This window comes from Crossiella sp. S99.2 (assembly GCF_023094165.1).
GTDB lineage: Bacteria > Actinomycetota > Actinomycetes > Mycobacteriales > Pseudonocardiaceae > Crossiella.
This window is the reverse complement of record NZ_JALMDK010000001.1, coordinates 1-25724: the sequence shown is the minus strand read 5'-3', so window position 1 is coordinate 25724 and position 25724 is coordinate 1. Positions and strand designations below refer to the sequence as shown.

22 protein-coding genes are annotated in these 25724 nt (G+C 70.0%); 13 read left to right on the top strand and 9 right to left on the bottom strand.

Annotated elements, in window-relative coordinates:
* Window positions 1-25 precede the first annotated feature (25 nt).
* Window positions 26-1183 carry a Dyp-type peroxidase gene (locus MZC64_RS00110; RefSeq protein ID WP_374205578.1) on the top strand — a complete coding sequence of 386 codons (1158 nt, stop codon included), beginning with the start codon at window positions 26-28 and terminating at the stop codon, window positions 1181-1183.
* A gap of 72 nt (window positions 1184-1255) precedes the next feature.
* On the opposite strand, the gene MZC64_RS00105 is transcribed toward MZC64_RS00110, so the two are convergent.
* Entirely contained in the window at window positions 1256-3427 is a 2172-nt protein-coding gene (locus tag MZC64_RS00105; RefSeq protein ID WP_247755033.1) for an MMPL family transporter, read from the bottom strand.
* Between the two features lie 167 nt (window positions 3428-3594).
* On the opposite strand from MZC64_RS00105, the gene MZC64_RS00100 reads away from it, so the two are divergent.
* The gene (locus MZC64_RS00100; RefSeq protein WP_247755032.1) at window positions 3595-4341 is read left to right on the top strand and encodes a TetR/AcrR family transcriptional regulator; all 747 of its coding nucleotides are present in this window, start codon (window positions 3595-3597) and stop codon (window positions 4339-4341) included.
* 5 nt (window positions 4342-4346) lie between these two features.
* Here the strand turns inward: MZC64_RS00100 and MZC64_RS00095 are convergent, their stop codons facing one another.
* The 4 genes from MZC64_RS00095 to MZC64_RS00080 all read right to left on the bottom strand — a co-directional run bounded on the left by MZC64_RS00095 (window position 4347) and on the right by MZC64_RS00080 (window position 10214).
* Entirely contained in the window at window positions 4347-5405 is a 1059-nt protein-coding gene (locus tag MZC64_RS00095) for a macro domain-containing protein (protein WP_247755031.1), read from the bottom strand.
* Between the two features lie 20 nt (window positions 5406-5425).
* Window positions 5426-6109 carry a DUF4433 domain-containing protein gene (locus MZC64_RS00090; RefSeq protein ID WP_247755030.1) on the bottom strand — a complete coding sequence of 228 codons (684 nt, stop codon included), beginning with the start codon at window positions 6107-6109 and terminating at the stop codon, window positions 5426-5428.
* Between the two features lie 32 nt (window positions 6110-6141).
* The gene (leuS, locus tag MZC64_RS00085) at window positions 6142-8976 is read right to left on the bottom strand and encodes a leucine--tRNA ligase (protein WP_247755029.1); all 2835 of its coding nucleotides are present in this window, start codon (window positions 8974-8976) and stop codon (window positions 6142-6144) included.
* Window positions 8977-9116: 140 nt separating this feature from the next.
* Entirely contained in the window at window positions 9117-10214 is a 1098-nt protein-coding gene (locus MZC64_RS00080; protein WP_247755028.1) for an esterase-like activity of phytase family protein, read from the bottom strand.
* Window positions 10215-10289: 75 nt separating this feature from the next.
* Between MZC64_RS00080 and MZC64_RS00075 the strand changes: the two genes are divergently transcribed.
* Window positions 10290-10736 carry an SdpI family protein gene (locus MZC64_RS00075; RefSeq protein WP_247755027.1) on the top strand — a complete coding sequence of 149 codons (447 nt, stop codon included), beginning with the start codon at window positions 10290-10292 and terminating at the stop codon, window positions 10734-10736.
* Here MZC64_RS00075 and MZC64_RS00070 read toward each other — a convergent pair.
* Window positions 10723-11304 carry a YqgE/AlgH family protein gene (locus MZC64_RS00070; protein ID WP_185001001.1) on the bottom strand — a complete coding sequence of 194 codons (582 nt, stop codon included), beginning with the start codon at window positions 11302-11304 and terminating at the stop codon, window positions 10723-10725. The genes MZC64_RS00075 and MZC64_RS00070 overlap by 14 nt on opposite strands.
* 116 nt (window positions 11305-11420) lie before the next feature.
* On the opposite strand from MZC64_RS00070, the gene MZC64_RS00065 reads away from it, so the two are divergent.
* Window positions 11421-12776 (top strand): MFS transporter, encoded by a 1356-nt coding sequence (locus MZC64_RS00065; protein WP_247755026.1) that lies wholly within the window; start codon window positions 11421-11423, stop codon window positions 12774-12776.
* Here the strand turns inward: MZC64_RS00065 and MZC64_RS00060 are convergent.
* The 3 genes from MZC64_RS00060 to MZC64_RS00050 all read right to left on the bottom strand — a co-directional run bounded on the left by MZC64_RS00060 (window position 12728) and on the right by MZC64_RS00050 (window position 15144).
* Window positions 12728-13132: a hypothetical protein gene (locus MZC64_RS00060; RefSeq protein ID WP_247755025.1), complete on the bottom strand. Its 405-nt coding sequence runs from the start codon at window positions 13130-13132 to the stop codon at window positions 12728-12730. The two genes, MZC64_RS00065 and MZC64_RS00060, sit on opposite strands and share 49 nt — an antisense overlap.
* A 102-nt stretch (window positions 13133-13234) precedes the next feature.
* On the bottom strand, window positions 13235-13609 hold the full coding sequence (locus MZC64_RS00055; RefSeq protein ID WP_247797651.1) for a PASTA domain-containing protein: 375 nt from the start codon (window positions 13607-13609) through the stop codon (window positions 13235-13237).
* 53 nt (window positions 13610-13662) lie between these two features.
* Window positions 13663-15144, bottom strand: coding sequence for a CCA tRNA nucleotidyltransferase (locus MZC64_RS00050; RefSeq protein WP_308300937.1), 1482 nt, complete (start codon window positions 15142-15144; stop codon window positions 13663-13665).
* A 35-nt stretch (window positions 15145-15179) separates the two neighbouring features.
* On the opposite strand from MZC64_RS00050, the gene MZC64_RS00045 reads away from it, so the two are divergent.
* From MZC64_RS00045 to MZC64_RS00005, 9 genes are all read left to right on the top strand, one after another.
* Window positions 15180-15701 (top strand): NUDIX hydrolase, encoded by a 522-nt coding sequence (locus MZC64_RS00045; protein WP_247755023.1) that lies wholly within the window; start codon window positions 15180-15182, stop codon window positions 15699-15701.
* A complete protein-coding gene (locus MZC64_RS00040) occupies window positions 15698-17881 on the top strand; it encodes a DUF6049 family protein (RefSeq protein ID WP_247755022.1) in 2184 nt (727 codons plus the stop codon). The genes MZC64_RS00045 and MZC64_RS00040 overlap by 4 nt, the downstream gene beginning before the upstream one ends.
* Entirely contained in the window at window positions 17878-19530 is a 1653-nt protein-coding gene (gene murJ, locus MZC64_RS00035) for a murein biosynthesis integral membrane protein MurJ (protein ID WP_247755021.1), read from the top strand. The genes MZC64_RS00040 and murJ overlap by 4 nt, the downstream gene beginning before the upstream one ends.
* 89 nt (window positions 19531-19619) lie before the next feature.
* On the top strand, window positions 19620-21212 hold the full coding sequence (locus MZC64_RS00030; RefSeq protein ID WP_247755020.1) for a protein kinase family protein: 1593 nt from the start codon (window positions 19620-19622) through the stop codon (window positions 21210-21212).
* 44 nt (window positions 21213-21256) lie between these two features.
* Window positions 21257-21874, top strand: coding sequence for an RNA polymerase sigma factor SigM (gene sigM, locus MZC64_RS00025; RefSeq protein ID WP_185001006.1), 618 nt, complete (start codon window positions 21257-21259; stop codon window positions 21872-21874).
* Window positions 21871-22704 (top strand): hypothetical protein, encoded by an 834-nt coding sequence (locus MZC64_RS00020; protein WP_247755019.1) that lies wholly within the window; start codon window positions 21871-21873, stop codon window positions 22702-22704. The genes sigM and MZC64_RS00020 overlap by 4 nt, the downstream gene beginning before the upstream one ends.
* A 102-nt stretch (window positions 22705-22806) precedes the next feature.
* Window positions 22807-23775, top strand: coding sequence for a thioredoxin-disulfide reductase (gene trxB / locus MZC64_RS00015; protein WP_247755018.1), 969 nt, complete (start codon window positions 22807-22809; stop codon window positions 23773-23775).
* Between the two features lie 46 nt (window positions 23776-23821).
* Entirely contained in the window at window positions 23822-24157 is a 336-nt protein-coding gene (gene trxA, locus MZC64_RS00010) for a thioredoxin (RefSeq protein ID WP_247755017.1), read from the top strand.
* A 299-nt stretch (window positions 24158-24456) separates the two neighbouring features.
* Window positions 24457-25611, top strand: coding sequence for an N-acetylmuramoyl-L-alanine amidase (locus MZC64_RS00005; protein ID WP_247755016.1), 1155 nt, complete (start codon window positions 24457-24459; stop codon window positions 25609-25611).
* Window positions 25612-25724: the final 113 nt, after the last annotated feature.

Here is a 25724-nt window from a genome sequence, read left to right as displayed (position 1 = left end):
GGAGTAGCCAATGTGCCCCGGCACAATGCGCCCCGTGACGCCACCGCTGTCCCGCCGCGGCCTGCTCCTGGGCCTGGGCGCCACCGGCCTGCTGGCCGGCTGCCACCTCCCGGACGCACCGGCCACCCCGGCGAGTGGCCCGCGGACACACGGCCCGCACCAGGCAGGCGTGGCCAGCCCGGCAGTTGCCCAGCGACACTGCGATTTCTCGGTATGGGACGCCCCCGGCGCGGACTGGCGAGCACTGCTGCGCACCCTCGGCGACCGCATCACGGCACTGACAAACCCCACCCCCGCGCCCGCTGCACCGGCCACCGCCCCTGGCACACCAGCCTCCGCGGCCCTGGCCACCGCCCCCGGCGCGCTCGCGGGCCTGCCACCAGCGGACCTCACCATCACCGTCGGCCTCGGCCCTCAGGTGATCGCCACCATCACCCCAGGCCAGCCTGGCGCGACCGACCTACCCCCGTTCGCCCGCGAGCAGATCCGCCCCGACCACCGCGGCGGCGACCTCATGCTCCAGGTCTGCGCCGGCGACCCGCTGGTCGTCTCGCTCGCGGTCACCGAACTCCTGCGCGAACTGGACCTGCGCCCACGCTGGCGGCAGACCGCCTTCCGCGGCGAATCCCGCCCGGACGGCGCGGCCCGCAACATCTTCGGCTTCACCGACGGCATCGTGGTCCCCCGCGGGGATGCGGAACTCCGCCGCGAGGTCTGGCTCGACTCCGGCGCGACCATCGCGGTCATCCGCCGCCTGCGCCTGGACGTCCCCGGCTTCCTGGCCCAGCCGGTGCCACGGCAGGAAGCGGTGTTCGGGCGGCGCCGGGACAGTTCGGAACCGCTCTCCGGCGGCGGGCCGGCGGCCGAGATCGACCTGACCGCGAAGTCCGCCGACGGCGAGTACCTGGTCCCCGCCGACTCGCACGTCCGCCGGGCACACCCGCTGACCTCGGGTTCCGGCCTGATGCTGCGCCGTTCCTACAGCTACGACGACGGCCCGGCCGATCGCGGCCTGCTCTTCGTCTGCTTCCAGCGCGAGCTGCGCACCTTCGTGGCCACCCAGCACCGGCTGGACGAGGGCGACGCGCTGATGCGCTACGCCACCGCGACCGCTTCCGGCACCTTCCTGGTGCTGCCCGGCTTCAGCCCGGACCGGCCACTGGGCGCCGCGCTGTTCCGGTGAGCTGGTTTCACGTGAATCTTGATCAGACGCGGCGGCGCCCGGACAGAGGTGTCCGGGCGCCGTGACCACGAGTCAGCGCACTGGTTGCGGCGCCTGGGACTTCGGGTTCTCCTCGATGTCGTCGCTCTCCTGGATGCCCACCCGCTGCTGCAACCGGCGCAGTGGACCAGGGGCCCACCAGGCCGCGTTGCCCATCAGCTTGAGCACCGCAGGGACCAGCAGCATCCGCACCACGGTGGCGTCCAGGGCCAGGGCCAGGATCATGCCGACGCCGACGAAGCGCATCATCGTGACCTCGGCGAAGGCGAAGGCGCCGGTCACCACGATGAGCAGCACCGCGGCCGAGCTGATCACCCGGCCGGTGCGGGCCAGGCCGGTGGCCACCGCCTCCTCGTTGCTGGCGCCCTTGCTCTTGGCCTCGACCATCCGGGACATCAGGAAGACCTCGTAGTCGGTGGACAGGCCGAAGACCACGGCCGCCATCAGCACCACGATGCCCGCTTCCAATGGACCCGGGGTCACGTTCAACAGGTCCGCGCCGTGGCCGTCCTGGAAGACCCAGGTCAGCACGCCGAAGGTGGCGGAGAGGCTGAGCGCGCTCATCACCACGGCCTTGATCGGCAGCAGCACCGAGCCGAAGGCCAGGAACATCAGCACCAGGGTGGCGCCGACGATGACCAGCACCATCCAGGGCAGGCCGGCGGTGATCGCGTTGAGGCTGTCCAGCACCCGGGCGCTGATGCCGCCGACCAGCACCTTGGTGTCGGTGGGCGGGGTCAGGTTCCGGATCTCCTTGACCGCGTTCTTGGCCTGGTCACTGAGCACGTCGCCGGGCAGTTTCGCGGTCAGCGTGACCACGTCCTTGCCCGCGCCCGAGGGCGCCACGTTGGTGACGCCGGAGACCTTGCCGACCTCGCCGACGAACTTCTGCACCGCGGCCTGGTCCGGGGCCTTGCCGTCCTTGCCCTGCAACACGATCTGCGCGGCGTCCTTGCTCACCGAGGGGAAGTCCCGGTTCAGCGTCTCCGCGGTGACCCTGGCCGGGTTGCCCGCGGGCAGCACCTTCTCGGTGACCTCGCCGAAGCTGGCCGACAGGAACGGCGTGCCGAGCAGCAGCAGGCCGGCGATGATCGGCACCGCGAACAGCAGCGGGCGCTTCATCACGGCCAGGCCCAGCTTGCGCCAGCCGCGGCCTTCCTCCTCCACCGACTTGGTCGCGGCCCGCTTGCGCCAGGGCAGGGCGAGCGCATCGACCTTGCGGCCGAGTACGGCCAGCAGCGCGGGCAGCAGGGTCAGCGAGACCAGTGCGGCGATGGCGACCGCGGCCATGCCGCCGTAGCTGACCGACTTGAGGAAGCCCTGCGGGAACAGCAGCAGTCCGGCCAGCGCGATGACCAGCAGCGTTGCCGAGAAGGCGACCGTGCGGCCGGCGGTGGCCACGGTGCGGCGCACCGCGTCCTTGGGCTCGCGGCCGGTGGCCAGTTCCTCGCGGAAGCGGCCGACCATGAACAGCCCGTAGTCGATCGCCATGCCCAGGCCGAGCAGGCTGGCCACGTTCACCGCGAAGGTGTTCACCTCGACGAAGCTGGTCAGCAGGTTGAGCAGGCCCAGCGAACCGAGGATGGACAGGCCGCCGACCAGCACCGGCAGCGCGGCGGCGACCAGGCCGCCGAAGATCAGCACGAGCAGCAGCAGGGTGATCGGCACCGCCACCAGCTCGGCGGTGATCAGGTCGTTCTGCGAGCTGGTGTTGATCGCGGCGCCGGTGGGCGCGAACCCGCCGATCTGGCTGGTCACGCCGTCGACGGCGAGCTTGTCCTTGATCTTCTCGTAGGCCCGCAGCATCTTGTTCGAGTCATCGCCCGCGGTCAGGGTGATCACCGCGAGGCCGCGCTTGTGCCCGCTGTCGGCGAAGGCCGCGCGCATGGCCGGGTCCGGGATCATCCAGTAGGAGACCACCCGGCTGACCTCGGAACTCGGCAGTTCCTTGAGCTTGTCGTTGATCTTCTGGCCGAGCGCCGGATCGTCGATCGAGCCGCCGTTGGGAGCCTCGTAGATCACCACGACGTCGCCGGTCTGCCGCCCCAGCGCCGCGTCCGCGGTCTTGACCGCGGTGATCGCCTGGCTGGTCGGATCCTCGTAACCACCCTGGGTGAGCTTGTCGAAGACGCCGCTGCCCCACGCGCCGCCGAGAATGGTCAGCAGTGCGGCGGCGACGAGCACCACCCAGCGGCGCCGATGCACCACCGATCCCCAGGAAAGGAACATTTCCGGCCCTCCGGCAAAACTGGTCGGGTGGCGTAGCCAGCGGCTACCGTGCCTGTTGAACGCGAGGTCAGTAAACGGTGTTCACCTACCGTCGGTGACCATAGGCGAGAGTGAACGGTGTTTACAACCCGAAGGGGTGAACTATGACGGAGGCCACCCGCCGAGAACGGCTGCGCGCTCACACCGAGCGTGATATCCGTGCGGCGGCCCGTCGCCTGCTGGTGGGGCACGGCCGAGACGCGGTGACCTTGCGCGCCATCGCACGCGAGCTGGGCATCACCGCGCCGGCCCTCTACCGCTACTACGACTCGCGCGAGGACCTGCTCCGCCAGCTGGTCGAGGACATCTGCGCGGACCTGGCCGAGGACCTGCGCCCGCAGCTCGCCGCGGTGCCCGAGGGCAACGTGGTCGGCAAGGTCTTCACCGTCTTCCGCTCCTTCCGGCACTGGGCCCTGGCCCACCCGCAGGAGTTCGCGCTGGTCTTCGCCTCCCCCGAGGTGGAGGTCAACAACAGCTCCCGCGGCGGCCGCAAGACCCTGGGCGAGGACCAGTTCGGCAAGGTCTTCCTCGGCGTGGCCGGCAAGATGCTGGCCGAGAACGAGTCACTGGCCGCGGGCACCAACGAGGTGCCGGCCGCACTCGTGGCGGACCTGCGCGGCTACCGCGAGGACCTGCTGAAATCCCTGGCCGAGACCGGCGTCGAACTGACCGCGGACCAGCTCGGCCTGTCCACGGTCTACCTGATCCTGCAGTGCTGGGTCCGGCTCTACGGGCACGTGGCGCTGGAGGTCTTCGGCCGCTTCCCGTTCGCCCTCAACAACGCCGAGACCCTGTTCGAGTCGATGATCGCCGAACTGGGCCGGGAGGTCGGCCTGCCAGAGCCGTCTTAGCCAGCTCAAGCGTTGATTGGGGACCGCGCGCCAATCCAACCCATACCCACCAGATGCTCCCAGGCAAGCCGGATATGCCGAGCAGTGAACAACCTCTCGGGCGTCTTCTTCCAGCCGTCGATCACCACGTGCGCGGTAGCCGGGTCCGCGGCCGTCCCTTCCTCATGCACGAACAACGTGGTGGCCAAAAGCTCAAGCTCGTAGGTGTTCTCCCAGCCCTCAACAAGATCGAGGACGTCACACATAGGCTCGCGTTGCTCCTCGCCTACCAGCTCATCCGCGGTGCGTACCGCCTCCGCCAGCAGCCTGATCGGACGCAATTCGAGAACCTTGTCCGTGCCATCGCCGTAGCCGAGCAGGAAATGCCCCTCCCAGCTCCTCAGCTGCCGCTCCAGCTCATGCGAGTACGGACCGTAATGACCTCTGTCGAATCTCTTCTCAATCAGGCCGCCGCGGACCTGAGCAAAGTAGGAGAGCTTCTGAATCTCAATTCTGGCAAGCGTATCGGAACGCTCTTCAACCCGAAAAGGTGCGGAGCGCCTGAGAAATTCGGCGAGCAAAGCCAGCAGGCTAGCAGCATCCCCGTCCAATTCAGGAGCGCTGGTACGGTTCAGCATTTCTTCAGGCGGCGGAGCACCCTCGGGAGAGAAAATACTAACCTGAACTTCAGTAAGGTCTCCCAGGTAACGCAACAAGATGACGCGAACCGACTCCCAGGGAAGCCCACCGTTACCGCACCCTAGCGGCGGTACCGCGATCGAACGAATCCCCAGTCGCTGGACGATTGCAGCAAGCTCCGCCGTGCCTGACTCCACATCATCCAGTCGGCTCGGCTGACGCCAGTGGCGCTTGGTCGGGACATTCAAAATCCAGCGTGGCGTGTTCCCCTCACCCAGGTCGACCACGTGCACGGTGCCAGGGCGAAGATCACCCGACCGGCAGGCTTCCTCGTACGGCCGCACGATCTCCGGGAATGCGCGCTTGAACTGAAGGGCAAGCCCTTTACCCAGTACTCCGACGCAGTTCACCGGGTTCACCATGGCCTCGACGTCCTGCTTCAGCATGTTTCCGGACGCGAATCTTATCATGGCTGCCACCCCCGTTCGTCGAAGTACCAATCAGTTAACACAGCTACCTCGAGACGCGCCAGTGCTGTGCCAGCTAGGCACCGAATCGCGCGCTCAGCGACCTCGGTTCCACGCACACCGATACCTGTCAGACACCCGATTGGCACACTTTCGTGTACCAGCAGTTCAGCCATCCGCCGCTGCCGACGGTCGGGGTCGTCGTCTGTGTCGTTCCACATCGCGCTACGCATGAGGTCCCAATCGACAAGGTGCCCCAGGCCTGCGGTTCCCGACTTGAACTCGACGAGGCTCGCAGCAGCATTGCGATCCGAACACACCACCGGCCTGACGGCCTCGACCGCCGATACACGACTGACCAGGTAGATCAGCTCATTTTGCACTCGGCGACCTTGTGCGAAGTTCTTTCTCGCCACCTTGAACAGCATCGGGGATCGCGGCGCGAAATAGAACGGAACGTAGTCACCAACCACGCCACCTGGCTGCACCGAGACACTTCGAAACCGTCTGCGCTGCTTGATCTCCGGATTCCCAGTCTCCGAACAGCGCGTACCCGCTGCACGCATCGAGCAATCGGCGACGAGAGCGCCGTGTTCAAGGACTGCCGCAAGATTGTCGATGTGGGTGAAGTGGAAGATTCGCGGGTCTTCACCACCCACGAATCTGTCCCACGTCCACGTCATGCGGGCAGGCTACTTCGCCCCACCGACAGCGATCACACGACCAGGTTGACCAGCCGGCCGGGCACCACGATCACCTTGCGCGGGGCGCCACCGTCCAGCAGGGCGACGACCTTCTCATCGGCCAGCACCGCGGCCTTGATCTCGTCCTGACCGGCCGAGGCGGCCACCACGACCTTGGACCGCAGCTTGCCGTTGACCTGCACCGGGTACTCGATGCTGTCCTCGACCAGGTACCGCTCCTCGGCCTGTGGGAACGGGCCGTGCGCCAGCGAGGTGTCCGCGCCCAGCCTGGCCCACAGCTCCTCGGCCAGGTGCGGGCACAGCGGGGCCAGCATCAGCACCAGCGGTTCGGCCAGTGCGCGCGGGGTGCCGGCCGCGGCCGCGTACGCCTTGGTGACGTGGTTGTTCAGCTCGATCAGCTTGGCCGCGGCGGTGTTGTAGCGCATGGCCGCGTAGTCCTCGCGGACCCCGGCGATGGTCTTGTGCAGCAGCCGCAGCGCGGTCTCGTCCGGGGTGTCCTCGGTGACCCGCAGCTCGCCGGTGCTCTCCTCCACCAGGTTGCGCCACAGCCGCTGCAGGAAGCGCTGGGCGCCGACCACGTCCTTGGTCGCCCAGGGGCGGGAGACCTCCAGCGGGCCCATGGACATCTCGTACAGCCGGAAGGTGTCGGCCCCGTAGCCGTCGCACATCTCGTCCGGGGTGACCACGTTCTTCAGGCTCTTGCCCATTTTCCCGTACTCGCGGTTGACCTCCTGGCCCTGCCAGAAGAACTTCCCGTCGACCTCCTCCACCTCGTGCGCATTGACGTAGCTGCCGCGCGCGTCGGTGAAGGCGTAGGCCTGGATGTAGCCCTGATTGAACAGCTTGCGGTAGGGCTCGTCCGAGCTGACCTCGCCCAGGTCGAACAGCACCTTCTGCCAGAACCGGGAGTACAGCAGGTGCAGCACCGCGTGCTCCACGCCGCCGATGTACAGGTCCACGCCGCCCGGGTCGGTGGAGCCATGCTCGGCCGGGCGCGGGCCCAGCCAGTACGCCTCGTTGGCCGGGTCCACGAACCGCTCGCTGTTGTCCGGGTCCACGTAGCGCAGCTGGTACCAGCAGGAACCAGCCCAGTTCGGCATGGTGTTGGTGTCCCGGCGGTACTTCTTCACACCGTCGCCCAGGTCCAGCTCGACCGTGGTCCACTCGGTCGCGCGGGACAGCGGCGGCGAGGGCTCGGAGTTGGCATCGGTGGGCTCGAAGGTCCGCGGCGAGTAGTCGTCGACCTCGGGCAGCTCCACCGGCAGCATCGACTCCGGCAGCGCGTGCACCCGGCCGTCCTCGTCGTAGACCACCGGGAACGGCTCGCCCCAGTAGCGCTGCCGGGAGAACAGCCAGTCGCGCAGCTTGTACTGCACGGTGCCCTCGCCGGCGCCGCGCTCCTGCAGCCACTCGATGATCGTCTTCTTCGCCTCGCCGACGGCCAGGCCGTCCAGGAACTCGGAGTTGATCGCCGGGCCGTCGCCCAGGAACGGGCCGTCCTCGTGCCCCTCGCCCGGCTGCACGGTGCGGATGATCGGCAGGCCGAAGGCGGTGGCGAACTCCCAGTCCCGGGAGTCCTGGCCGGGCACCGCCATGATCGCGCCGGTGCCGTAGCCCATCAGCACGTAGTCGGCGATGAACACCGGGATCTGCTTGCCGTTGACCGGGTTCACCGCGTACGCGCCGGTGAACACGCCGGTCTTGTCCTTGTTCTCCTGCCGGTCCAGCTCGGACTTGCGGGCCGCCGCGGCCCGGTACGCCTCGATCGCCGCGCCGGGAGTGGCCGCGCCGGAGGTCCAGCGCGCGTCGACGTCGTCGGCCCACTGCGCGGAGGCGATCTCGTCGACCAGCGGGTGCTCAGGCGCCAGCACCATGTAGGTGGCGCCGAACAGGGTGTCCGGCCGGGTGGTGAAGACCTCGATCGCGCTGTCCCCGGCCGCGAACCGGACCCTGGCGCCGTGCGAGCGCCCGATCCAGTTGCGCTGCATGGACTTGATCTTCTCCGGCCAGTCCAGCCGGTCCAGGTCGTCCACCAGGCGGTCGGCGTAAGCGGTGATCCGCATCATCCACTGGCGCAGGTTGCGGCGGAACACCGGGAAGTTGCCGCGTTCGCTGCGGCCGTCCGCGGTGACCTCCTCGTTGGCCAGCACGGTGCCCAGGCCAGGGCACCAGTTGACCGGCGCCTCGGACAGGTAGGCCAGCCGCTGCGAGTCGATGATCTTCGCCTGGTCGGCCACGGTCAGCTCGCACCAGCCGCGGCCGTCCGGGGTGGACCGCTTGCCCTGGGCGTACTCGGTCTCCAGCTCGGCGATCGGCCTGGCCTTGCCCAGCGCGGTGTCGTAGAAGGAGTTGTAGATCTTCAGGAAGATCCACTGGGTCCACCGGTAGTAGCCGGGGTCGATGGTGGAGATCCGCCGCCGCTCGTCGTGACCCAGCCCCAGCCTGCGAATCTGCCGCAGGTAGGTGTTGATGTTCTCCTCGGTGGTCTTGCGCGGGTGCTGCCCGGTCTGCACCGCGTACTGCTCGGCGGGCAGCCCGAAGGCGTCGAAGCCCATCGTGTGCAGCACGTTGCGCCCGGTCATCCGGTAGTAGCGGGCGAACACGTCGGTGCCGATGAAGCCCAGCGGGTGCCCGACGTGCAGCCCGGCCCCGGACGGGTAGGGGAACATGTCCTGCACGAACAGCTTGTCCGCCGGCACTTCGCCGTCACCCGCGAGCGACCCGGCCGGGTTCGGCGCGTGGAAGGTGCCGCTGGACTCCCAGCGCTCCTGCCAGCGGCGCTCGATCTCGCCTGCCATGGCGGCGGTGTAACGGTGCGCCGGAACGGCGTCCTGGTCCGTGCTCATGTCATGTCCTCTGCGTTTGCCTGCCCCTGACAACCAAAAACCCCTCAGCCCGGGAGGGCATGAGGGGTTGCCGCGCGGACCGGAGAGTCGGTCAGCGCGGCTGGCTAAGAAGCAGGTGGGCCGTGCTCACGCCTATCAGGTTAGCGCACCGCGAGTGTGATCAGCTGGCTGACCTGCGTCGCGGAGAAGTTGTCATCGCTGACCAGCACCAGGCTGCGCTCGCCGGTGGGCAGCCGAGGTCCCCAGGTCATCCCCTCCACGTTGTCCACAGTGGACAGACCGAGGGCGCCGAGGTCGGCGATGAGCTTCTTGCGCACCGGCCGGAACTCCGCCCCGGCCAACGAGTCGATCTTCTTGACGTCGGTGGCCCCGGCAGTGTTGATCTCATAGATCCGCACCTTGTTGCCGACCCCGGTGACGAAGGAGCGCTCCAGCACCAGGTACCGGTGCGGGTCGTGCTCGTCCACCGGCAGGATCGCCACCACGCCGTTGTTGGCGAAGGCCCCGGCGGGCACCGGCTCGGCGAAGACCTTCTCCATCGGGTAGGCGTACTGGGACAGCAGCCGCCCGGCCCGGTTCTGCACCGAGATCCGGCCCAGCGCGCCGGCGGCCGGGGTGGGGGAGAGCCCGTCCTGGATCAGCGGCCCCTCCACGGTGGAGACGACCAGGTGACCGCCCGCGGCGAAGGCCAGCCCTTCCAGCACCTCGTTGCGCCGGGGTCCCTGCTCGCCGACCGACATGTGCAGGTTGGCCGGCAGCGGCAGCTCACCGGCGAAGGTGCCGTCCCGGTGCGCCCGGCGGATGGCCGGGTCGATGAGCACCGGCGGCAGCCGGTCACCCTCGCTGGTCCACCACAGGTCGCCGGAGAGCGGATCGATCCGGATCTCCTCTGGGTCGGGGGTGTCCAGGGACAGCTTCGGGTAGGTGCTGCCGTCCGGGCGGAGCAGCGGCTTGGTGCCGGTCAGCTCGAACCCGTCCTTGCCCTGGCGCGCGGTGTAGTAGCGGACCGGCTGCCGGTCGGAGCGGTCATCGCAGATCAGCACCCATTCCCCGGTGCGCCGGTCGTAGTCGATGCCGGAGAGGCCGCCGACCGTGGTGCCCTGGAAAGTGATCTTCCCGAGCACCTGCTCGGAGACAAGACGAACGCGCTGACCTGCGGGTTCCGCCATGGCGGGGCCGGCAAGACCGAGCACGAGAACACCGGTGAGCACACCGGCGGCGCCGATACGTACAGACATGGGTGCAGCACACCTCACAACGGTGACGAGAAGGTAGCGAGCAAGTCCCGGATTCACGGCGCTTACCCTCAAGGGGTGCAGCAGCTCGCAGTCATCGCCATCGTGCCGCGAATCAGCGTGACCTTCCTGCTCGTCATCGCCGGGGTGGCGCTGGCCGTGGTCGGCCTGCGCGGCATGCGCGGCTCCCTGGCCCGCAACGCCTACGTCGGCGTGCGCACCGCCCGCTCGATGCGCAGCGACGAGGCATTCGCGCTGGCCAACCGGGTGGCCGGGCTGCCGACCCTGGTCTCCGGGGTGCTGCTGGCGCTGACCGGCGTGGTCACCGCGCCGCTGACCGAGGCCGGGCTGTACCTGACGCTGCTGATCCTGGGCGGTCTGGGCGCGGTGCTGATCACCGCGGCCGGCGGCATGCTCGGGCACCGCGCGGCCGACGCCCTGCCCGACCCGGAGCCCGCGGCCAAGGGTTGCGGCGGCTGCTGCGGCGGGATCTGCTCGAAGCTGGGCGCGGCTAGTTCCTCTTGATGTCCACCGGGTGCGTGGCCAGCAGCGACAACGGCATGCCCTGACGGCGCAGCACCCGGCCCCACAGGTCCACCCGCGGCGGGGTGAGCACGTCATCGGGCAGCGCGGGCACCACCAGCCAGTCCCCGCGCTCGATCTCGTCCTCCAGCTGCCCCTCGCTCCAGCCGGAGTACCCGGCGAAGACGCGCAGCCCGCGCATCCGCGGCGCCAGCTCGTCCGGGTCGGAGTCCAGGTCGACCAGGGCCACCGGGCCGCGGACGCCGATCACCCCGTCCATGGCGTCGATGTCCTCGCCCGCCTTGAGATTGGCCAGGCACAGCGCGGTCTTCTGCTCCACCGGACCGCCGACGAAGACCGCGGGCGGGCGGCTGGCGTGCGCGGCCCAGCCAGGTAACACGTCCTGGACGGCGACCTCGCTCGGCCGGTTCAGCACGACGCCGAGCGTGCCCTCGTCGCGGTGGTCGATGATGTAGACCACTGTGCGACGGAAGTTGGGGTCAAGCAGCCCAGGGGTGGCCACGAGCAGGGACCCCGGCTCGACTTCGGCGTCGGAAGACACGACGCACATGATCCCACCCGCGTCCGCGCCGTTCGCCGCACCGCACCGTGCGCCGTCAAGACCAGGTAGTGCGGGGTGCCCGTCCGGGGTGCCGCGGTGCGCACCCGGCCCCGTACCCTGCGTGTGTGCAGACGGCCGAAGACAGCGTGGCCGGTGGCGGCCAGACCCCGCACAAGGCACGGGCCGGCCTGCGCCATCTCCTGACCAATCCCGGGTTCTTCCGCCTGCTCGGCGTCAAGATCACCGCTCAGTGGGGCGATGGCGTCTTCCAGGCCGGACTGGGCAGCGCGGTGCTGTTCAACCCCGAGCGCGCGGCCGACCCACTGGCCGCGGCCGCCGGGTTCGCGGTGATCTTCCTGCCCTACTCGGTGGTCGGCCCGTTCGCCGGCGCGCTGCTGGACCGCTGGGACCGCAGGCAGGTGTTGTTGCTGTCCAACGTGATCCGCGGGGTGCTGGTGCTGGTCACCGCGGTGGCCGTGCTGAGCGGACTGACCGGCCCCGCGCTCTACGTGGCCGCGCTGCTCACCCTGGGCGTGAGCCGGTTCATGCTGGCCGGACTGTCCGCCTCGCTGCCGCACCTGGTGCCCAAGGAGGACCTGGTCGAGGCGAACGCGGTGGCCGCCACCCTGGGCGCGGGCATGGCCGTGGTCGGCGCGGGCAGCGCGATCGGCCTGCGCGCCCTGCTCGGCGCCGGGGACGCGGGTTCCGGCACAGTCACCGCGATCGCGGTGCTCGGCTCGATCGGCGCGGCGCTGATCATGCTCGGCTTCCGGCGCGGCCAGCTCGGCCCGGACGAGGTCAACGAACCGTCCAGGGCGCTGGTCGCGATCGCGCACGGCCTGATCGACGGGGCCAGGGCGGCCGCCCGCACCACCAGCGTGGCCGCCGGGTTCGTCGCGCTGGTCGCGCACCGGCTGGCCTACGGCGCACTGGTGCTGCTCGGCGTGCTGCTGCTGCGCAACTCCTTCCACGACGTGGGCTGGCTGCCCTCGGGCATGGGCGGGGTCGGCGTGATCGCGCTGGCCGGCGGCGCGAGCATCCTGGCCGCCGCCTTCGTCACCCCGCCGCTGGTGGCCAAGGTCGGCCGCCGGGCCACCATCACCGGCTCGCTGGTGCTGGCCGCGCTGACCCAGCTGGTGCTCACCCTGACCCTGTCGCTGCCCGCGCTGCTGCTGTCCTCGTTCCTGATCATCGGCGCCGGCCAGGTGGTCAAGCTGTGCGTGGACGCGGCCGCGCAGCGCGATATCGGCGATGAGACCCGCGGCCGGGTCTTCGCCCTCTACGACACCTTGTTCAACGTGAGCATGGTGGTCTCGGCGGGCACCGTTGCCTTGCTGGTGCCCGCCGACGGCCACTCCACCGGCGTGATGCTCGGCGTCGTCGTGGTCTACCTGATCGGGACGGTCTGCTACCTGCTGGTCGAGCGCCGTGGTCAGGCGCAGGCCAGCCGGACCGGGGCCACCGGCCGCGAGTCGGGCTGACGCGGACCGGGCAGCGAAGGCACCGCCAGCAGCGGGTCCAGCACCCGGTTGCCCTCGGCCGCGGCACGGGCTGCCGTGGCCAGGCTCTCCGGCGTGTAGGTCTCGTGGAAGAGAATCCCCTGGAACCCCTGCCGCAACAGGCCGATCGCCTGATGCACCCTGGCCACCCCGAGCAGCGCCACCACCGGCGTCCTGGTGGTCAGCCTGGCCAGTTTGGTCAGCCGCCACTCGGACAGGTCCGGCAGGTCGGCCAGCACCACGTCGGCCCGGTCCCCCTCATCGACCAAGATCAGGTCCGCCCCCGCGGACACCATGCTCCGCAGCCCGAACCCGACTATCAGGTCGTCCGCACTCACCAACACCCTGTACACGGCGCACCCCCATGCCCCTGCGTTACGAGATCCCTCCAGCACACATGGTGACCGACGGGCCTGTCGTCCCGCTAACCGCTGAACGCGTTATCTGTCACCGTCCTTCTTGGACTTCAACAGGATCCTCGTGTCCAGCGCCACCACCGTGCCCGCGGCCGGTTCCTGACTCACGACCTTCCAGTTCCGGTCGTTGAGCAGCAGCCTGCCACGCCCGGTGGCGTCTTCCTCAGCGAGATTGCGCAGGCCAGCGGCTTGCATGGTGTCCTGCGCCTGCTGGTGCACCATGCCGACCACGTTCGGCACCGCCACCGTCTTACCGCGAGTCGCCGAGGTTGGCGACGGGTTTACCGGTGGCTGGGTCGCCGTCACCGTGACTGTTTCCCGGGGTGGTGGCGTACTGCACCCCGTTACCACCACACCTACCGTGACCAGCCCGAACAGGGTTTTTCCCAAGATTTTCACCGTGCCCCCTTTCGCTACCCAACGTAGCGAAGGGGCAACTGAACCGGCAGAAACTAGCCCCGATCAGGTGGTTGCAAGCCCTGTTCCTTTGCCCATGCGAGCAGCTCGGTCTCTGCCTCTTCGGGCGCCAGCGGACCGCGGTCCAGCCGCAGCTCCTTGAGGAAGGTCCACGCCTTGCCCACCAGCGGACCCGGCGGCAGCCCGAGCAGCTCCATGATCGCGTTGCCGTCCAGGTCCGGCCGCACCCGGCGCAGGTCCTCCTCGGCCGCGATCCGGTCGATCCGGACTTCCAGGTCGTCGTAGGTGCGCTGCAGCGCGGCTGCCTTGCGCTTGTTGCGGGTGGTGCAGTCCGCGCGCACCAGCTTGTGCAGCCTGCTCAGCATCGGACCCGCGTCGGTGACGTAGCGGCGCACCGCGGAGTCGGTCCACTCGCCCTTGCCGTAGCCGTGGAAGCGCAGGTGCAGGTAGACGAGCTGGGCCACCGCCTCGGTGATCTCCTTGGAATATTTCAGCGCGCGCAGCCGCTTGCGCGCCATCTTCGCGCCGACCACCTCGTGGTGGTGGAAGCTGACCCCGCCGCCGGGCTCGAACCGCCGGGTGTCCGGCTTGCCGATGTCGTGCAGCAGCGCGGCCAGCCGCAGCACCAGGTCCGGCGAGTTGTCCGGATCCTCCAGCGCGATCGCCTGCTCCAGCACCACCAGCGAGTGCTGGTAGACGTCCTTGTGCTGGTGGTGCTCGTCGATGGCCAGCCGCATCGCGGGCACCTCCGGCAGCACGAACTCGGCCAGCCCGGTGTCCACCAGCAGCTCCAGCCCGCGCCGCGGCTGCGCCCCGCAGAGCAGCTTGGACAGCTCGGCCTGCACCCGCTCGGCGGTGATCCGCTGGATCTCACCGGCCATCTCGCGCATCGCGGTCAGCACCCGCGGCGCCACCGCGAAGCCGAGCTGGGCGACGAACCGGCAGGCCCGCAGCATCCGCAGCGGGTCGTCGGCGAAGGACTCCTCCGGCGTGGCCGGGGTGTCCAGCATCCGGGCCACCAGCGCGGCGGCCCCGTCATGCGGGTCGACGAAGGTCTTCGCGGGCAGCTGGACCGCCATCGCGTTCACGGTGAAGTCCCGGCGCACCAGGTCGGCCTCGATGGTCTCGCCGAAGACCACCTCGGGGTTGCGCCCGACCCGGTCGTAGCTGTCCGCGCGGAAGGTGGTGATCTCCACCGTGGCCCCGTGCTTGACCGCGCCCAGGGTGCCGAAGGCGATGCCGGTGTCCCAGATCGCCTCCGCCCACCCGGTCAGCAGCGCGCGCACCTGCTCCGGCCGCGCGTCGGTGGTGAAGTCCAGGTCGGTCAGCGGCCGTCCCAGCAGCGCGTCCCGGACGCTGCCGCCGACCAGGTACAGCCGGTGACCCGCGGCGGCGAACCGCTGGGCGAGTTCGTCGGCGACCGGGGCGATCCGCATGAGTTCCACGACCGCATTCTGCTGCGCGCCGCGAGCGGGGTCGACCTGGTTCGGCTGGGCCGGTACAGAGGTGCTGGACACGAGGAGCCAGCCTACGTCGCACTACCATCGGCGCCATGCCCCCGTCGTCCTCCGGCAGCACCGGTGGCGCCGCACCGGGCAGACGGACCAGGCGCCAGCGGGGAAAACGGCTGCGTACGGTGGATGAGGTGTCGGCCGGCGGGCTGGTTGTGGATGCCGCGCGCGAGCACGCTGCGCTCATTGGCAGACTTGATCGAAAAGGACGGCTGTTGTGGTCGCTGCCCAAGGGCCACATCGAGCAGGGTGAGACCGCCGAAGAAGCGGCCGTCCGCGAGGTCGCCGAGGAGACCGGCATCCGTGGCCGGGTGCTGGCCGTGCTCGGGGCGATCGACTACTGGTTCGTCGCCGAGGACCGGCGAGTGCACAAGACCGTGCACCACTTCCTGCTGGAGGCGGTGGGCGGAGAGCTTTCCGACGAGGACGTGGAGGTCACCGAAGTGGCGTGGGTGCCGCTGGGTGAACTGGATGGGCTGCTGGCCTACGTGGATGAACGCCGCCTGGTGCGCAAGGCGGTCGAACGCGTGCGCGCGCCCAGTGAGACTTCGGAGCCGGCGTGAAGAGGCTGTTCACGGTCGCGGCGGTCGCCGCGTGCACCGTGCTGACCCTGCCCCTCACCGGGCGGGCGGAAACCTATGACGTGCGGGCCCAGCCCGCCTCGACCAGCCCGTCGCCGGCCCCGCCCGCGACCCTGGAACTGGACACCCTGCAACCGAGAGTGGTCACCGCCGACGGCGACAACAAGATCGTCGCGTCCGGCAAGCTGACCAACACCGGGGACCGCAAGCTCAGCGACCTGATCGTCCGGTTGCAGGCCGGCGCCGCGCTGACCAGCGAAGACAAGATCAACGACGCGCTGGCGGGGGAGGTGGCGACCGACCGGGCCGAACCCAAATTCAGCAACGTGGGCGATCTGGATCCGGGGCAGAGCGTGCAGGTCAGGGTCGAGGTGGCGGTGAGCACCCTGCAAATCACCACGCCCGGCGTCTACCCGGTGCTGTTCAACATCAACGGCACCCCGGACTTCGGCAAGCGGGCCCGGATCGCCTCCCGCGGCTTCCTGCTGCCGGTCACCGGCGTGCCCGGCGGGGCCTCGTTGCCTGCCGCGCCCAACGCGCCCGCGACCACGGTGCTCTGGCCGATCGTGGACCAGCCGGTGCGCCTGCCCACCAGCGACGGCAGCACCGTGCTGACCAACGACGACCTGGCCCGCTCGCTGACCACCGGCGGCAGGCTCTCCGAGCTGGTCTCCGCGGTGGAGCAGACCGCGCCCTCGGGTTCGGCGCTGGCCGGCTCGCTGTGCCTGGTGATCGACCCCGACCTGGTGCAGACGGTGGCCGCGATGGCCGACACCGCGGGCGGCGTCTACCGCATCCGCAGTGGCCGGACCACCGTGGAGGGCACCGGCTCGACCGCGGCGCAGAAGTGGCTGGAGCGGCTCAAGGGCATCGCCCGCGGCCGCTGCGTGCTCGCGCTGCCCTTCGCCGACGCCGACCTGGTCGCGCTGTCCAAGGCCGGGCTCACCGACCTGCAGGAACAGGCGGTGAGCCGGAGCAAGTCGGTCGGCGAGCTGCTCCAGGTGCAGACCGTCAGCGACATGGTGTGGCCGCTGGGCGGGGTGCTGGACGAGCGCACCCTGGCCGACCTGGGCCGGCGCAACCTGCTGCTGGAACAGCGCGGGCTGCAGGACGGCCGCACGGTGACCGCCCCGGTCAAACTGGCCGCCCCGGCGGGCTCGCTGACCGCGGGCTCCACCGCGGTGCCGATCGACCCGCTGGTGCACAACGCCCTCGGCGGCGCGCGCGCCCCCACCTCCGGCGCGGCCACCTACGGCGCGCTGGACCTGCAGAACGGCATGGGCGCGCTGCTGTACCGGGCCACCGCGCTGGGCAAGACCGGCGGCTCGCTGGTGGTCGCCCCGCCGCGGCGGTGGAAGGCCCCGGTCGGCGAGCTGACCGCGTTCCTGCAGTCCATGCAGCAGCTGCTCGGCGGCAGGCTGGTCACCCCGCGCGGGCTGACCGAGCAGGCCGCCGCAGCGGCCGGCGGGCGCACCGCGGGCCTGACCTACCCGGTGGAGGCCACCGGCGCGGAGATCTCCCCGACCGCCACCGGCGAGCTGCGCGCGATGCGCGACCGGTCCAGGGACCTGCTCGCGGCGATGAGCAGCGACGGCGTCAAGGGCACCGCCCCGGCCGCGCTGATCGACCCGCTGGACCTGGGCATGGTGCGGGCCGCCTCCGGCGCCTGGCGCGGCAACAGCTCCGCGGGCGGCGCGGCCGGCTCGCTGGTCGGCGACCAGCTGGAGAACCTGGTCTCCCAGGTGCGGATAGTCACCCCGCCCGGCCCGTACTACCTGGCCTCCTCGGACAGTCCGCTGCCGCTGACCATCAGCAACAAGCTGCCGGTGGTGATCAAGGTCAGGGTGACCTTCAGCAGCACCCAGGGCCTGCGCACCAGCGATGTCAACGACCTGACCATCGGCGCGAACAGCAACCTGCCGATCCGGGTGCCCACCGAGATCACCCGTGGTGGCCAGTTCAGCGTGGACGCCCTGCTGCAGACGATCAACGGCAGCCCGCTGGGCCGCGGCGGCGAGGCCAACCGGATCACCCTCATCTCCACCGCGTACGGCACGATCACCCTCGGCATCACGGTCACCGCGGGCGCGGCCCTGGTGCTGCTGGTGGCCCGCAGGCTGTACCGGCGCCTGCGCTCGGGCAAACAGGAGCGCGCCGCGTGAGCGAGACGAGGCAGATGGACAAGCCGGCCCCGGCCAAGGCCCAACCCTCGCTGGCCAAGGCCAGCGGCTCGATGGCGATCGCCACCCTGGCCAGCCGGATCACCGGATTCCTGTCCCGGATCGTGCTCGTGGTGGTGGTCGGCTCCGGCGTGATCACCGACTCGTACCAGGTCGGCATGACCATCCCGCTGCAGGTCTACGAGCTGCTCCTGGGCGGCGTGCTGAGCAGCATCATCGTGCCGCTGCTGGTGCGGGCGGAGAAAGAGGACGAGGACGGCGGCGAGGCGTACACCCAGCGCCTGCTGACCATGGCGCCGGTGATCCTGCTGGTGGCCACCGTGGTGATGGTGCTGGCCGCCCCGCTGCTGACCACCATCTACGTCGACGGCAGCAGCACCAGCAAGGCCCGGCCGGACCTGGTCACCGCCTTCGCCTTCCTGCTGCTGCCGGAGATCCTCTTCTTCGGCCTCGGCGCGCTGTTCACCGCGATCCTCAACGCCCGCGGCGTGTTCGGCCTGCCCGCCTGGGCGCCGGTGTTCAACAACCTGGTCGTGCTGGTCACCCTCGGGGTGTACCTGCTGGTCCCTGGCGACCCGACGATCAACCCGCTGGCCATGAGCGACCCGAAACTGCTGGTGCTGGGAATCGGCACCACGCTGGGCATCGTGGTGCAGTCGCTGGTGGTGCTGCCCGCGATGCGCCGGGCCGGGATCAGGTTCAAGTGGCGCTGGGGCTGGGATCGCAGGCTCACCGAGTTCGGCGGCCTGGCGCTGTGGATGCTGGTCTACGTGGTGCTCGGCCTGGTCGGCGTCATCGTGGTCACCCGGATCGCCACCGCCGCGCTGCCCGGCAGCATGACCTCGTACAACCTGGCCTGGCAGCTCTTCCAGCTGCCCTACGGCATCCTCGGCTTCTCCCTGCTCACCGCGATCATGCCGCGGATGAGCAAGGCGGCCGCGGACAACAACGTGCGCGGGGTGGTCGCCGACCTGTCCCTGGGCAGCCGCCTGCTGACCACCATGCTGCTGCCGCTGAGCGCCGGCATGACCGTGCTCGGCAGCCAGCTCGGCGTCGCGCTGTTCTTCTACGGCGCCAACACCCTCTCCAGCGCCCAGCAGATCGGCACCACGCTGGCGGTCTCCGCGTTCGGGCTGGTGCCCTACGCGATCACCATGATGCAGCTGCGGGTGTTCTACGCGATGAAGGACGCCCGCACCCCGGCCATGCTGCAGCTGGTCACGGTGGCGGTGAAGATCGGCCTGTCCATCCTGTGCGTGCAGGTGCTCGACCCGCACACCATGGTGCTCGGCCTCGCCTTCGTGAACTCGATGTCGTTCCTGGTGGGCGCGGTGGCCGGCAACATCTGGCTGCGGGTCCGGCTCGGCAGGCTGGAGTCCGGGCGGCTGGGCCGCACCTTCGGCCTGTCCCTGGTGGGCTCGCTGCTGGGCGCGCTGAGCGTGGTCCTGGTGCACACCGCGACGCTGGAGTTCGCCCCGATCGGCACCTCACCCCGGCTGATCGCCTGGATCGTCCTGATTGTCGGGAGCATCCTCGGACTGGCCGTCGCGTTCGGCTCGATGATGCTACTCAAGGTGACGGAACTGAATCCGGCAATGTCACGGATCACCCGACTTTTGCGCCGCCGTTGACGCCCGGCTTCCCGTACCCTCGACCGGGAGCACCAGCACGCGGTCAGGGGTCGCGACCGTAGACGACGTGCGGAACGGGAGAAAGCTCGGTGAGTGGGACGCCGGATTACACGGCGCCGCACGGGAATCCAGCCGGCGGCGCGGTAGGTGCTGCCGCCTTCGTTCCGGGTGCGACGCTCGGTGACGGCCGCTACCGCCTGTTGTCACTGGCGGGTCAGGATCCGCGCGGCCCTGCCCAGTTCTGGCGGGCCAGGGACAACGCGCTGGGACGTGACGTTGCTCTCACCGTGCTGCTCGGCGACGCCTCGGACGAGCGCACCGCCGCCCGTGCCCGGCGCACCCTGGAACGCGCCACCCACTCCGCGGGCTTCACCCACCCCGGCGTCTCCCGGACGCTGGACGTGCTCTGGCCCGGCCAAGGGGTCAACCCGCGGGACGGCGTGTTCGGCATCGTGGTGGCCGAGTGGACCCAGGGCACCGATCTGCTGGACCTGATCACCGAGGGCCCGCTGCCCTCGGGCACCGCCTCCCGGCTGCTGGAGCCGCTGGCCGCCGCGGTGGAGACCGCGCACCACGCCGGCCTGGTGCTGGGCGTTGACCACCCGCAGCGGCTGCGGGTCACCCCGGACGGCAAGCTGCGGCTGGCCTTCCCCGGCCCCAGGGCCGAGGTGACCGCCCGCGAGGACGTCCGCGGACTCGGCGCCACCCTGTACCTGATGCTGACCTGCCGCTGGGCCCTGGACGGCGGCCCCATCGGCCTGCCCTCGGCACCCACCGGCCCGGACGGCACCGTGGTCTCCCCGCAGACCCTGCACCCGGCCGTGCCGCACGAGCTGTCCACGGTCGCCGTGCGCAGCCTGGAGGACACCAGCGTCGGCGGCCTGCGCACCGGCGCGGCCATCCTGCGGGTGCTCGAGCACACCGCGGCCGCCGAGGCCGAGGCCGCCGCGCTGCGCGCCCAGGAGGCCGCGCTCACCGAGTCCTACCCGGCGCTGGCCACCGACGAGGACGACAAGCGGGACGAGAAGAGCAGGCGGCGCAAGCTCGCCGTCGGCATGACGCTGCTGACCATGGCCACCGCGGGCATCCTCGCCTGGGCCGGACTGTCGGTGATCGGCATGTTCTCCACCCCGGAGACCCGGTCCGGCCCCACCGTGGCGCTCACGCCCACCACGCCCCCGCCACCGGGTCAGACCAGCAGCACCCAGCCGAGCACGCCCACCAGCGAGCAGCCCCAGGCCGGTGGCACCGTCGACGTGGCCAGCGTGAACGTCTACAACGTGCAGGGCGAGCCGGACAACCCGCACCGGATCAAGCGGGTGGTCGACGGCGATCCGCGCTCGACCTGGAAGACCATGACCTACCGCCAGCAGTTCCCCAGGGGCAAGCCGGGCGTGGGCATCATGATCACCCTGGCCGAGGCAGCCAAGCTGGCCAAGGTCGTCATCGACTCGCCGAGCGGCGGCACCAAGATCGAGGTGCGCAGCGCGCCCTCGGGCAGCGCCGATCTGGACGAGACCACGGTGCTGGGCACCGGGACCCTGCAGAAGGGCGACACCGAGATCAGCCTGGAAGCCGGTGACGCCACGAAGTTCGTGTTGCTGTGGATCACCGGTCTGGGTGGCAGCGGCGACCGCAACGTCTCCGAGCTGTCCGAACTGACCTTCGTCCGTGCCGGGTGAACGCCCGTCATAGGCACGGATGAGCTGACGCTATTCTCTGCCGCGTGACAGCCGCGGCTAGCTCGGACGGGGACCTCATAGCGGCCCATGCTGCCGGCGACCCACACGCGTTCACCGAACTTGTGCGGCGTCACCGGGATCGCATGTGGGCGGTGGCCCTGCGGACATTGCGTGATCCGGAGGAAGCGGCCGACGCGCTGCAGGAGGCGTTCATCTCCGCCTTCCGCGCCGCGGCCTCCTTCCGCGCCGAGTCACAGGTCTCCACCTGGTTGCACCGGATCGTGGTGAACGCATGCCTCGACCGGGTGAGGCGCCGTCAGGCCCGGCCGACCGTGCCGATGCCCGAGGAGCCGCACCGCGAACCGGTGGCGCCCAGGGACGTGATGGACGAGCGGGTCACCTCGCTGGCCGTCCAGGACGCCCTCGCCGAGCTGCCGGAGGAGCAGCGCGCGCCGATCATCCTGGTGGATGTGCAGGGATACTCGGTAGCCGAGTCCGCGCAGATCCTGGGAATCGCCGAAGGTACCGTGAAGAGCAGATGTGCTCGCGGTAGGGCGAAGCTGGCGAAACTTCTCGGGCACCTGCGGAACCCCGATGCAAGTGCGAACGTCTCACCTGACGCTGGAGCAATGGCACCGCGGCGTCCACGGGAGGGACGATGACCACCAACGAGCGCCGGCCCGGTGTGCCGGACGGCCCGCCGTGGTCTGTTGATCTCATCGCCGATCTGCACGCCGGGGTCCTGGACCCCGCTGTGGCCGCGCACCTGCGGCCCAGGATCGAGGCTGACCCACAGGCGCGGGAGATCCTGGCCGCGCTGGATGAGACGCAGGCCGAACTCGCCGCCCTGCCCCCGCTGCGCATGCCCGAGCACGTGGCGAGCCGGATCGAGGCGGCGATCGAGAACGAGGTGCGGCTGGCCATGGCCGCCCGCCCCGGCGCGGCCCAGCTGGCCCCGCCCGCACCCCCACAGTTCCACCAGGAGCCACCGCAGCCGCAGCCCATGGCCCAGGTGGTCGACCTTGCGTCCGCCCGCCGCAGGCGCAACAAGACCATCGGCTGGGGCATCGGCGCGGTGGTCGGCCTGGCCGCGGCCACCGGCCTGATCTTCGCCACGCTGCCGGGTCAGCAGCCCACCGTCGGCACCGCGCAGCCCACCAGCGGCGTGACCAGCCCATCCACCCCGGAGGACGGGGTGCTGGCGCTGAAGGGTTCGGACCTGGACGGCAAGGCGGTGCCCCCGGGCGTCGGCGGCGCCAAGGACTTCGGCCCGCTGAGCGATCCGGCCAAGCGGAAGACCTGCCTGGCCGCGCACAAGGTGCCGGCCGGCCAGGACGCGATCGCCGGTCGCCGGGTCACCCTGGACGGCAAGCCGGGCGTGCTGATGGTGGTGCTCACCACCGTTCCCGGGCGGACCAGGATCCTGGTCGTCGGCCCGGACTGCTCGGCGGAGAGCCCCTCGCTGCTGAAGGACATCACGGTCGGCAAGTAGTTCAGGTGTGACGTCGGAGTCACCTGGGAACAGCCGCACCTAGGATCGCGTTGTGCCGGTACGAAGCCGGCATACGTCGACTCAGGGCACGGAGGTCCCCAGGTGTCATCGCAGGTACGAAACCTGATCGTGGTGGGCTCCGGCCCAGCGGGATACACCGCGGCCACCTACGCGGCGCGGGCGCAGCTCAACCCCCTGATCTTCGAGGGCACCCAGTTCGGCGGCGCGCTGATGACCACCACCGAGGTGGAGAACTACCCGGGGTTCAAGGACGGGATCATGGGTCCCGACCTGATGGAGCAGATGCGCGCCCAGGCCGAGCGCTTCGGCGCCGAGCTGCGGGCCGAGGACGTCGAGTCCGTCGACCTGTCCGGGCCGGTCAAGACGGTCACCGCGAACGGGGTCACCTACCAGGCCAAGGCCGTGGTGCTGGCCATGGGCGCGGCCGCCCGCTACCTGGACGTGCCCGGTGAGCAGCGCCTGCTCGGCCGCGGCGTGTCCGCCTGCGCCACCTGCGACGGATTCTTCTTCCGGGACCAGGACATCGCGGTGATCGGCGGTGGCGACTCCGCGATGGAGGAGGCCACCTTCCTGACCCGGTTCGCCCGGTCGGTGACGATCATCCACCGGCGGCAGGAGTTCCGCGCCTCCAAGATCATGCTGGCGCGGGCCCAGGCCAACGAGAAGATCCGCTGGCTGCTGGACACCAAGGTCACCGAGGTGCTCGGGGAGACCTCCGTCACCGGCGTGCGGGTGCAGAGCACCGTCACCGGCGAGGAGACCGTGCTGCCGCTGACCGGCTTCTTCGTCGCGGTCGGCCACGACCCGCGCTCGGCGCTGGTCAAGGGCCAGATCACCACCGACGACGAGGGCTACGTGCAGGTCGCCGCGCCCGGCACCGCCACCAACCTCGACGGCGTGTTCGCCGCTGGCGACCTGGTCGACCACACCTACCGCCAGGCGATCACCGCCGCGGGTTCCGGCTGTGCCGCGGCCATGGACGCCGAGCGCTGGCTGGCCCGGCAGGAAGCAGCCGAGCCGGAGACCGTCGCCGCGGCCGCGAGCCACTGAGCACCCCGCAGACCCGAATCACCTGCCCCCCAACCAAGGAGTGACGATGGGCAACAACACCAAGGTCGTGTCCGACGCGACTTTCGTCGAGGACGTCCTGCAGAGCGAGAAGCCAGTGCTGGTGGACTTCTGGGCGACCTGGTGTGGACCGTGCAAGATGGTCGCCCCGGTGCTCGACGAGATCGCCGGCGAGCACGCCGACAAGATCACCATCGTCAAGCTCGACATCGACGCCAACCCGTCGACCGCGCGGGACTACCAGATCATGTCGGTGCCGACCATGATGCTCTTCCAGGGCGGCAAGCCGGTGAAGACGATCGTGGGCGCCAAGCCGAAGGCGGCCATCCTGAACGACCTCGCCGACGTCATCCCGGCGACGTGATCTAAGTCCTATGCCGGACCCCGCGCTCGTGCCCTGACCTGTGCGATGAGTCAGTTCAGGTGAACCTGGCGTAAAGTCCCCTGCTGGATCGTGCAACCCCGGTTCGCGGTTCTTCGTCATCCTGATGAGTGGTTCTGCCACCAGGACGACGGATCCGAGATCCGGGGTTGTGCTTTTTGGTGGCCGAACGACTGCTGGGAGTAGCCCCGCACGTGGCTGCTCGGACCGCAAGGCACAATAGGACGTCTCTAACTGTGCGCCGAAATGATTTTCCGGCGCCCGAGTCATGCGAGGGGTGCATGCTGCTGCTCCGCCGGGGTGATGACGGTCCAGCCGTCGCCGAGATCCGGGCGACTCTCGTGAAGCTGGGGCTGCTACCGGCCACCAACGGCCACGCCAGGCCCACGAACTTCGATGGCGAGGTCGAGCACGCAGTCCGCTCTTTCCAGCAGCAACGCGGGCTGATCACGGACGGCATCGTCGGCCCCAACACCTACCGCGCGCTCACCGATGCCCGCTGGCAGCTCGGTGACCGCAACCTCGCCTACCTGATCTCCCAGCCGATGAGCGGCGACGACGTGCTCACGCTGCAGCAGCGACTGCTGGAGCTGGGCTTCAACGCCGGCCGCGCGGACGGTCTCTTCGGCCACCAGACCGAGCACGCGCTGCGCAACTTCCAGCGCGACTACGGCCTGGCCGTGGACGGCATGTGCGGACCCGGCACGCTGCGCGCGCTGCGCCAGCTCGCGCCCAAGGTCCGCGGTGGCCGTCCGGTCTTCCTGCGTGAGCAGGAACACCTGCACCGGTCCGGCCCGCGCCTGTCCGGCAAGCGGATCGTGATCGACCCCGGTCACGGTGGCGGCGACCGGGGCATCGTGGTGGACGGGGTGGCCGAGGCCGACCTGATGTGGGACCTGGCCAGGCGGCTGGAGGGCCGGATGGTGGCCACCGGCATGGAGGCCCTGCTCTCCAGAGGTCCGCAGGTGTGCCCGCCGGAGTCCGACCGCGCCCAGTTCGCCAACAACGCCAACGCGGACCTGTTCCTGTCCCTGCACTCCGACGCGAACGCCTCCCCGCACGCCCGCGGCGTGGCCACCTTCCACTTCGGCAGCAGTGGCCACGGCACCAGCTCCACCGTCGGTGAGGCCCTGGCCGGGTTCATCCAGCGCGAGCTGACCGCCCGCACCGGCATGCTGGACTGCGGCACCCACCCCAAGACCTGGGACTCGCTGCGGCTGACCCGCTGCACCGCGGTCCGGGTGGAGACCGGTTACCTGACCAACCCGGAGGACCGCCGCCGCCTGCTCGATCCGGCCTTCCGGGACGTGGTGGCCGAGGGCATCCTGGTCGCGGTGAAGCGGCTGTACCTGCTGGGCAAGAACGACCAGCCCACCGGCACGTTCACCTTCGACGACCTGCTCAAGTACGAGCTGTCCAAGGCCGAAACGGCCTGACCCAGCAACGAAGAAGGCCCCCGCCGGAGTTTCCCGGTGAACTGCTCCCCGGAAGTTGGACTCGGTAACTGAGAGTCTAGGCAGCGAGGGTCTGTGCCCGGTATCGCACCGGG

Excerpts from the sequence above, each read along its gene's own strand:
- MZC64_RS00110 (WP_374205578.1), top strand. The coding sequence starts at position 26 with ATGCGCCCCGTGACGCCACCGCTGTCCCGCCGCGGCCTGCTCCTGGGC.
- MZC64_RS00100 (WP_247755032.1), top strand. The coding sequence starts at position 3,595 with ATGACGGAGGCCACCCGCCGAGAACGGCTGCGCGCTCACACCGAGCGT.
- MZC64_RS00095 (WP_247755031.1), bottom strand. The coding sequence starts at position 5,405 with ATGCTGAAGCAGGACGTCGAGGCCATGGTGAACCCGGTGAACTGCGTC.
- MZC64_RS00090 (WP_247755030.1), bottom strand. The coding sequence starts at position 6,109 with ATGACGTGGACGTGGGACAGATTCGTGGGTGGTGAAGACCCGCGAATC.
- leuS (WP_247755029.1), bottom strand. The coding sequence starts at position 8,976 with ATGAGCACGGACCAGGACGCCGTTCCGGCGCACCGTTACACCGCCGCC.
- MZC64_RS00080 (WP_247755028.1), bottom strand. The coding sequence starts at position 10,214 with ATGTCTGTACGTATCGGCGCCGCCGGTGTGCTCACCGGTGTTCTCGTG.
- MZC64_RS00070 (WP_185001001.1), bottom strand. The coding sequence starts at position 11,304 with ATGTGCGTCGTGTCTTCCGACGCCGAAGTCGAGCCGGGGTCCCTGCTC.
- MZC64_RS00045 (WP_247755023.1), top strand. The coding sequence starts at position 15,180 with ATGCCCCCGTCGTCCTCCGGCAGCACCGGTGGCGCCGCACCGGGCAGA.
- MZC64_RS00020 (WP_247755019.1), top strand. The coding sequence starts at position 21,871 with ATGACCACCAACGAGCGCCGGCCCGGTGTGCCGGACGGCCCGCCGTGG.
- trxA (WP_247755017.1), top strand. The coding sequence starts at position 23,822 with ATGGGCAACAACACCAAGGTCGTGTCCGACGCGACTTTCGTCGAGGAC.
- MZC64_RS00005 (WP_247755016.1), top strand. The coding sequence starts at position 24,457 with ATGCTGCTGCTCCGCCGGGGTGATGACGGTCCAGCCGTCGCCGAGATC.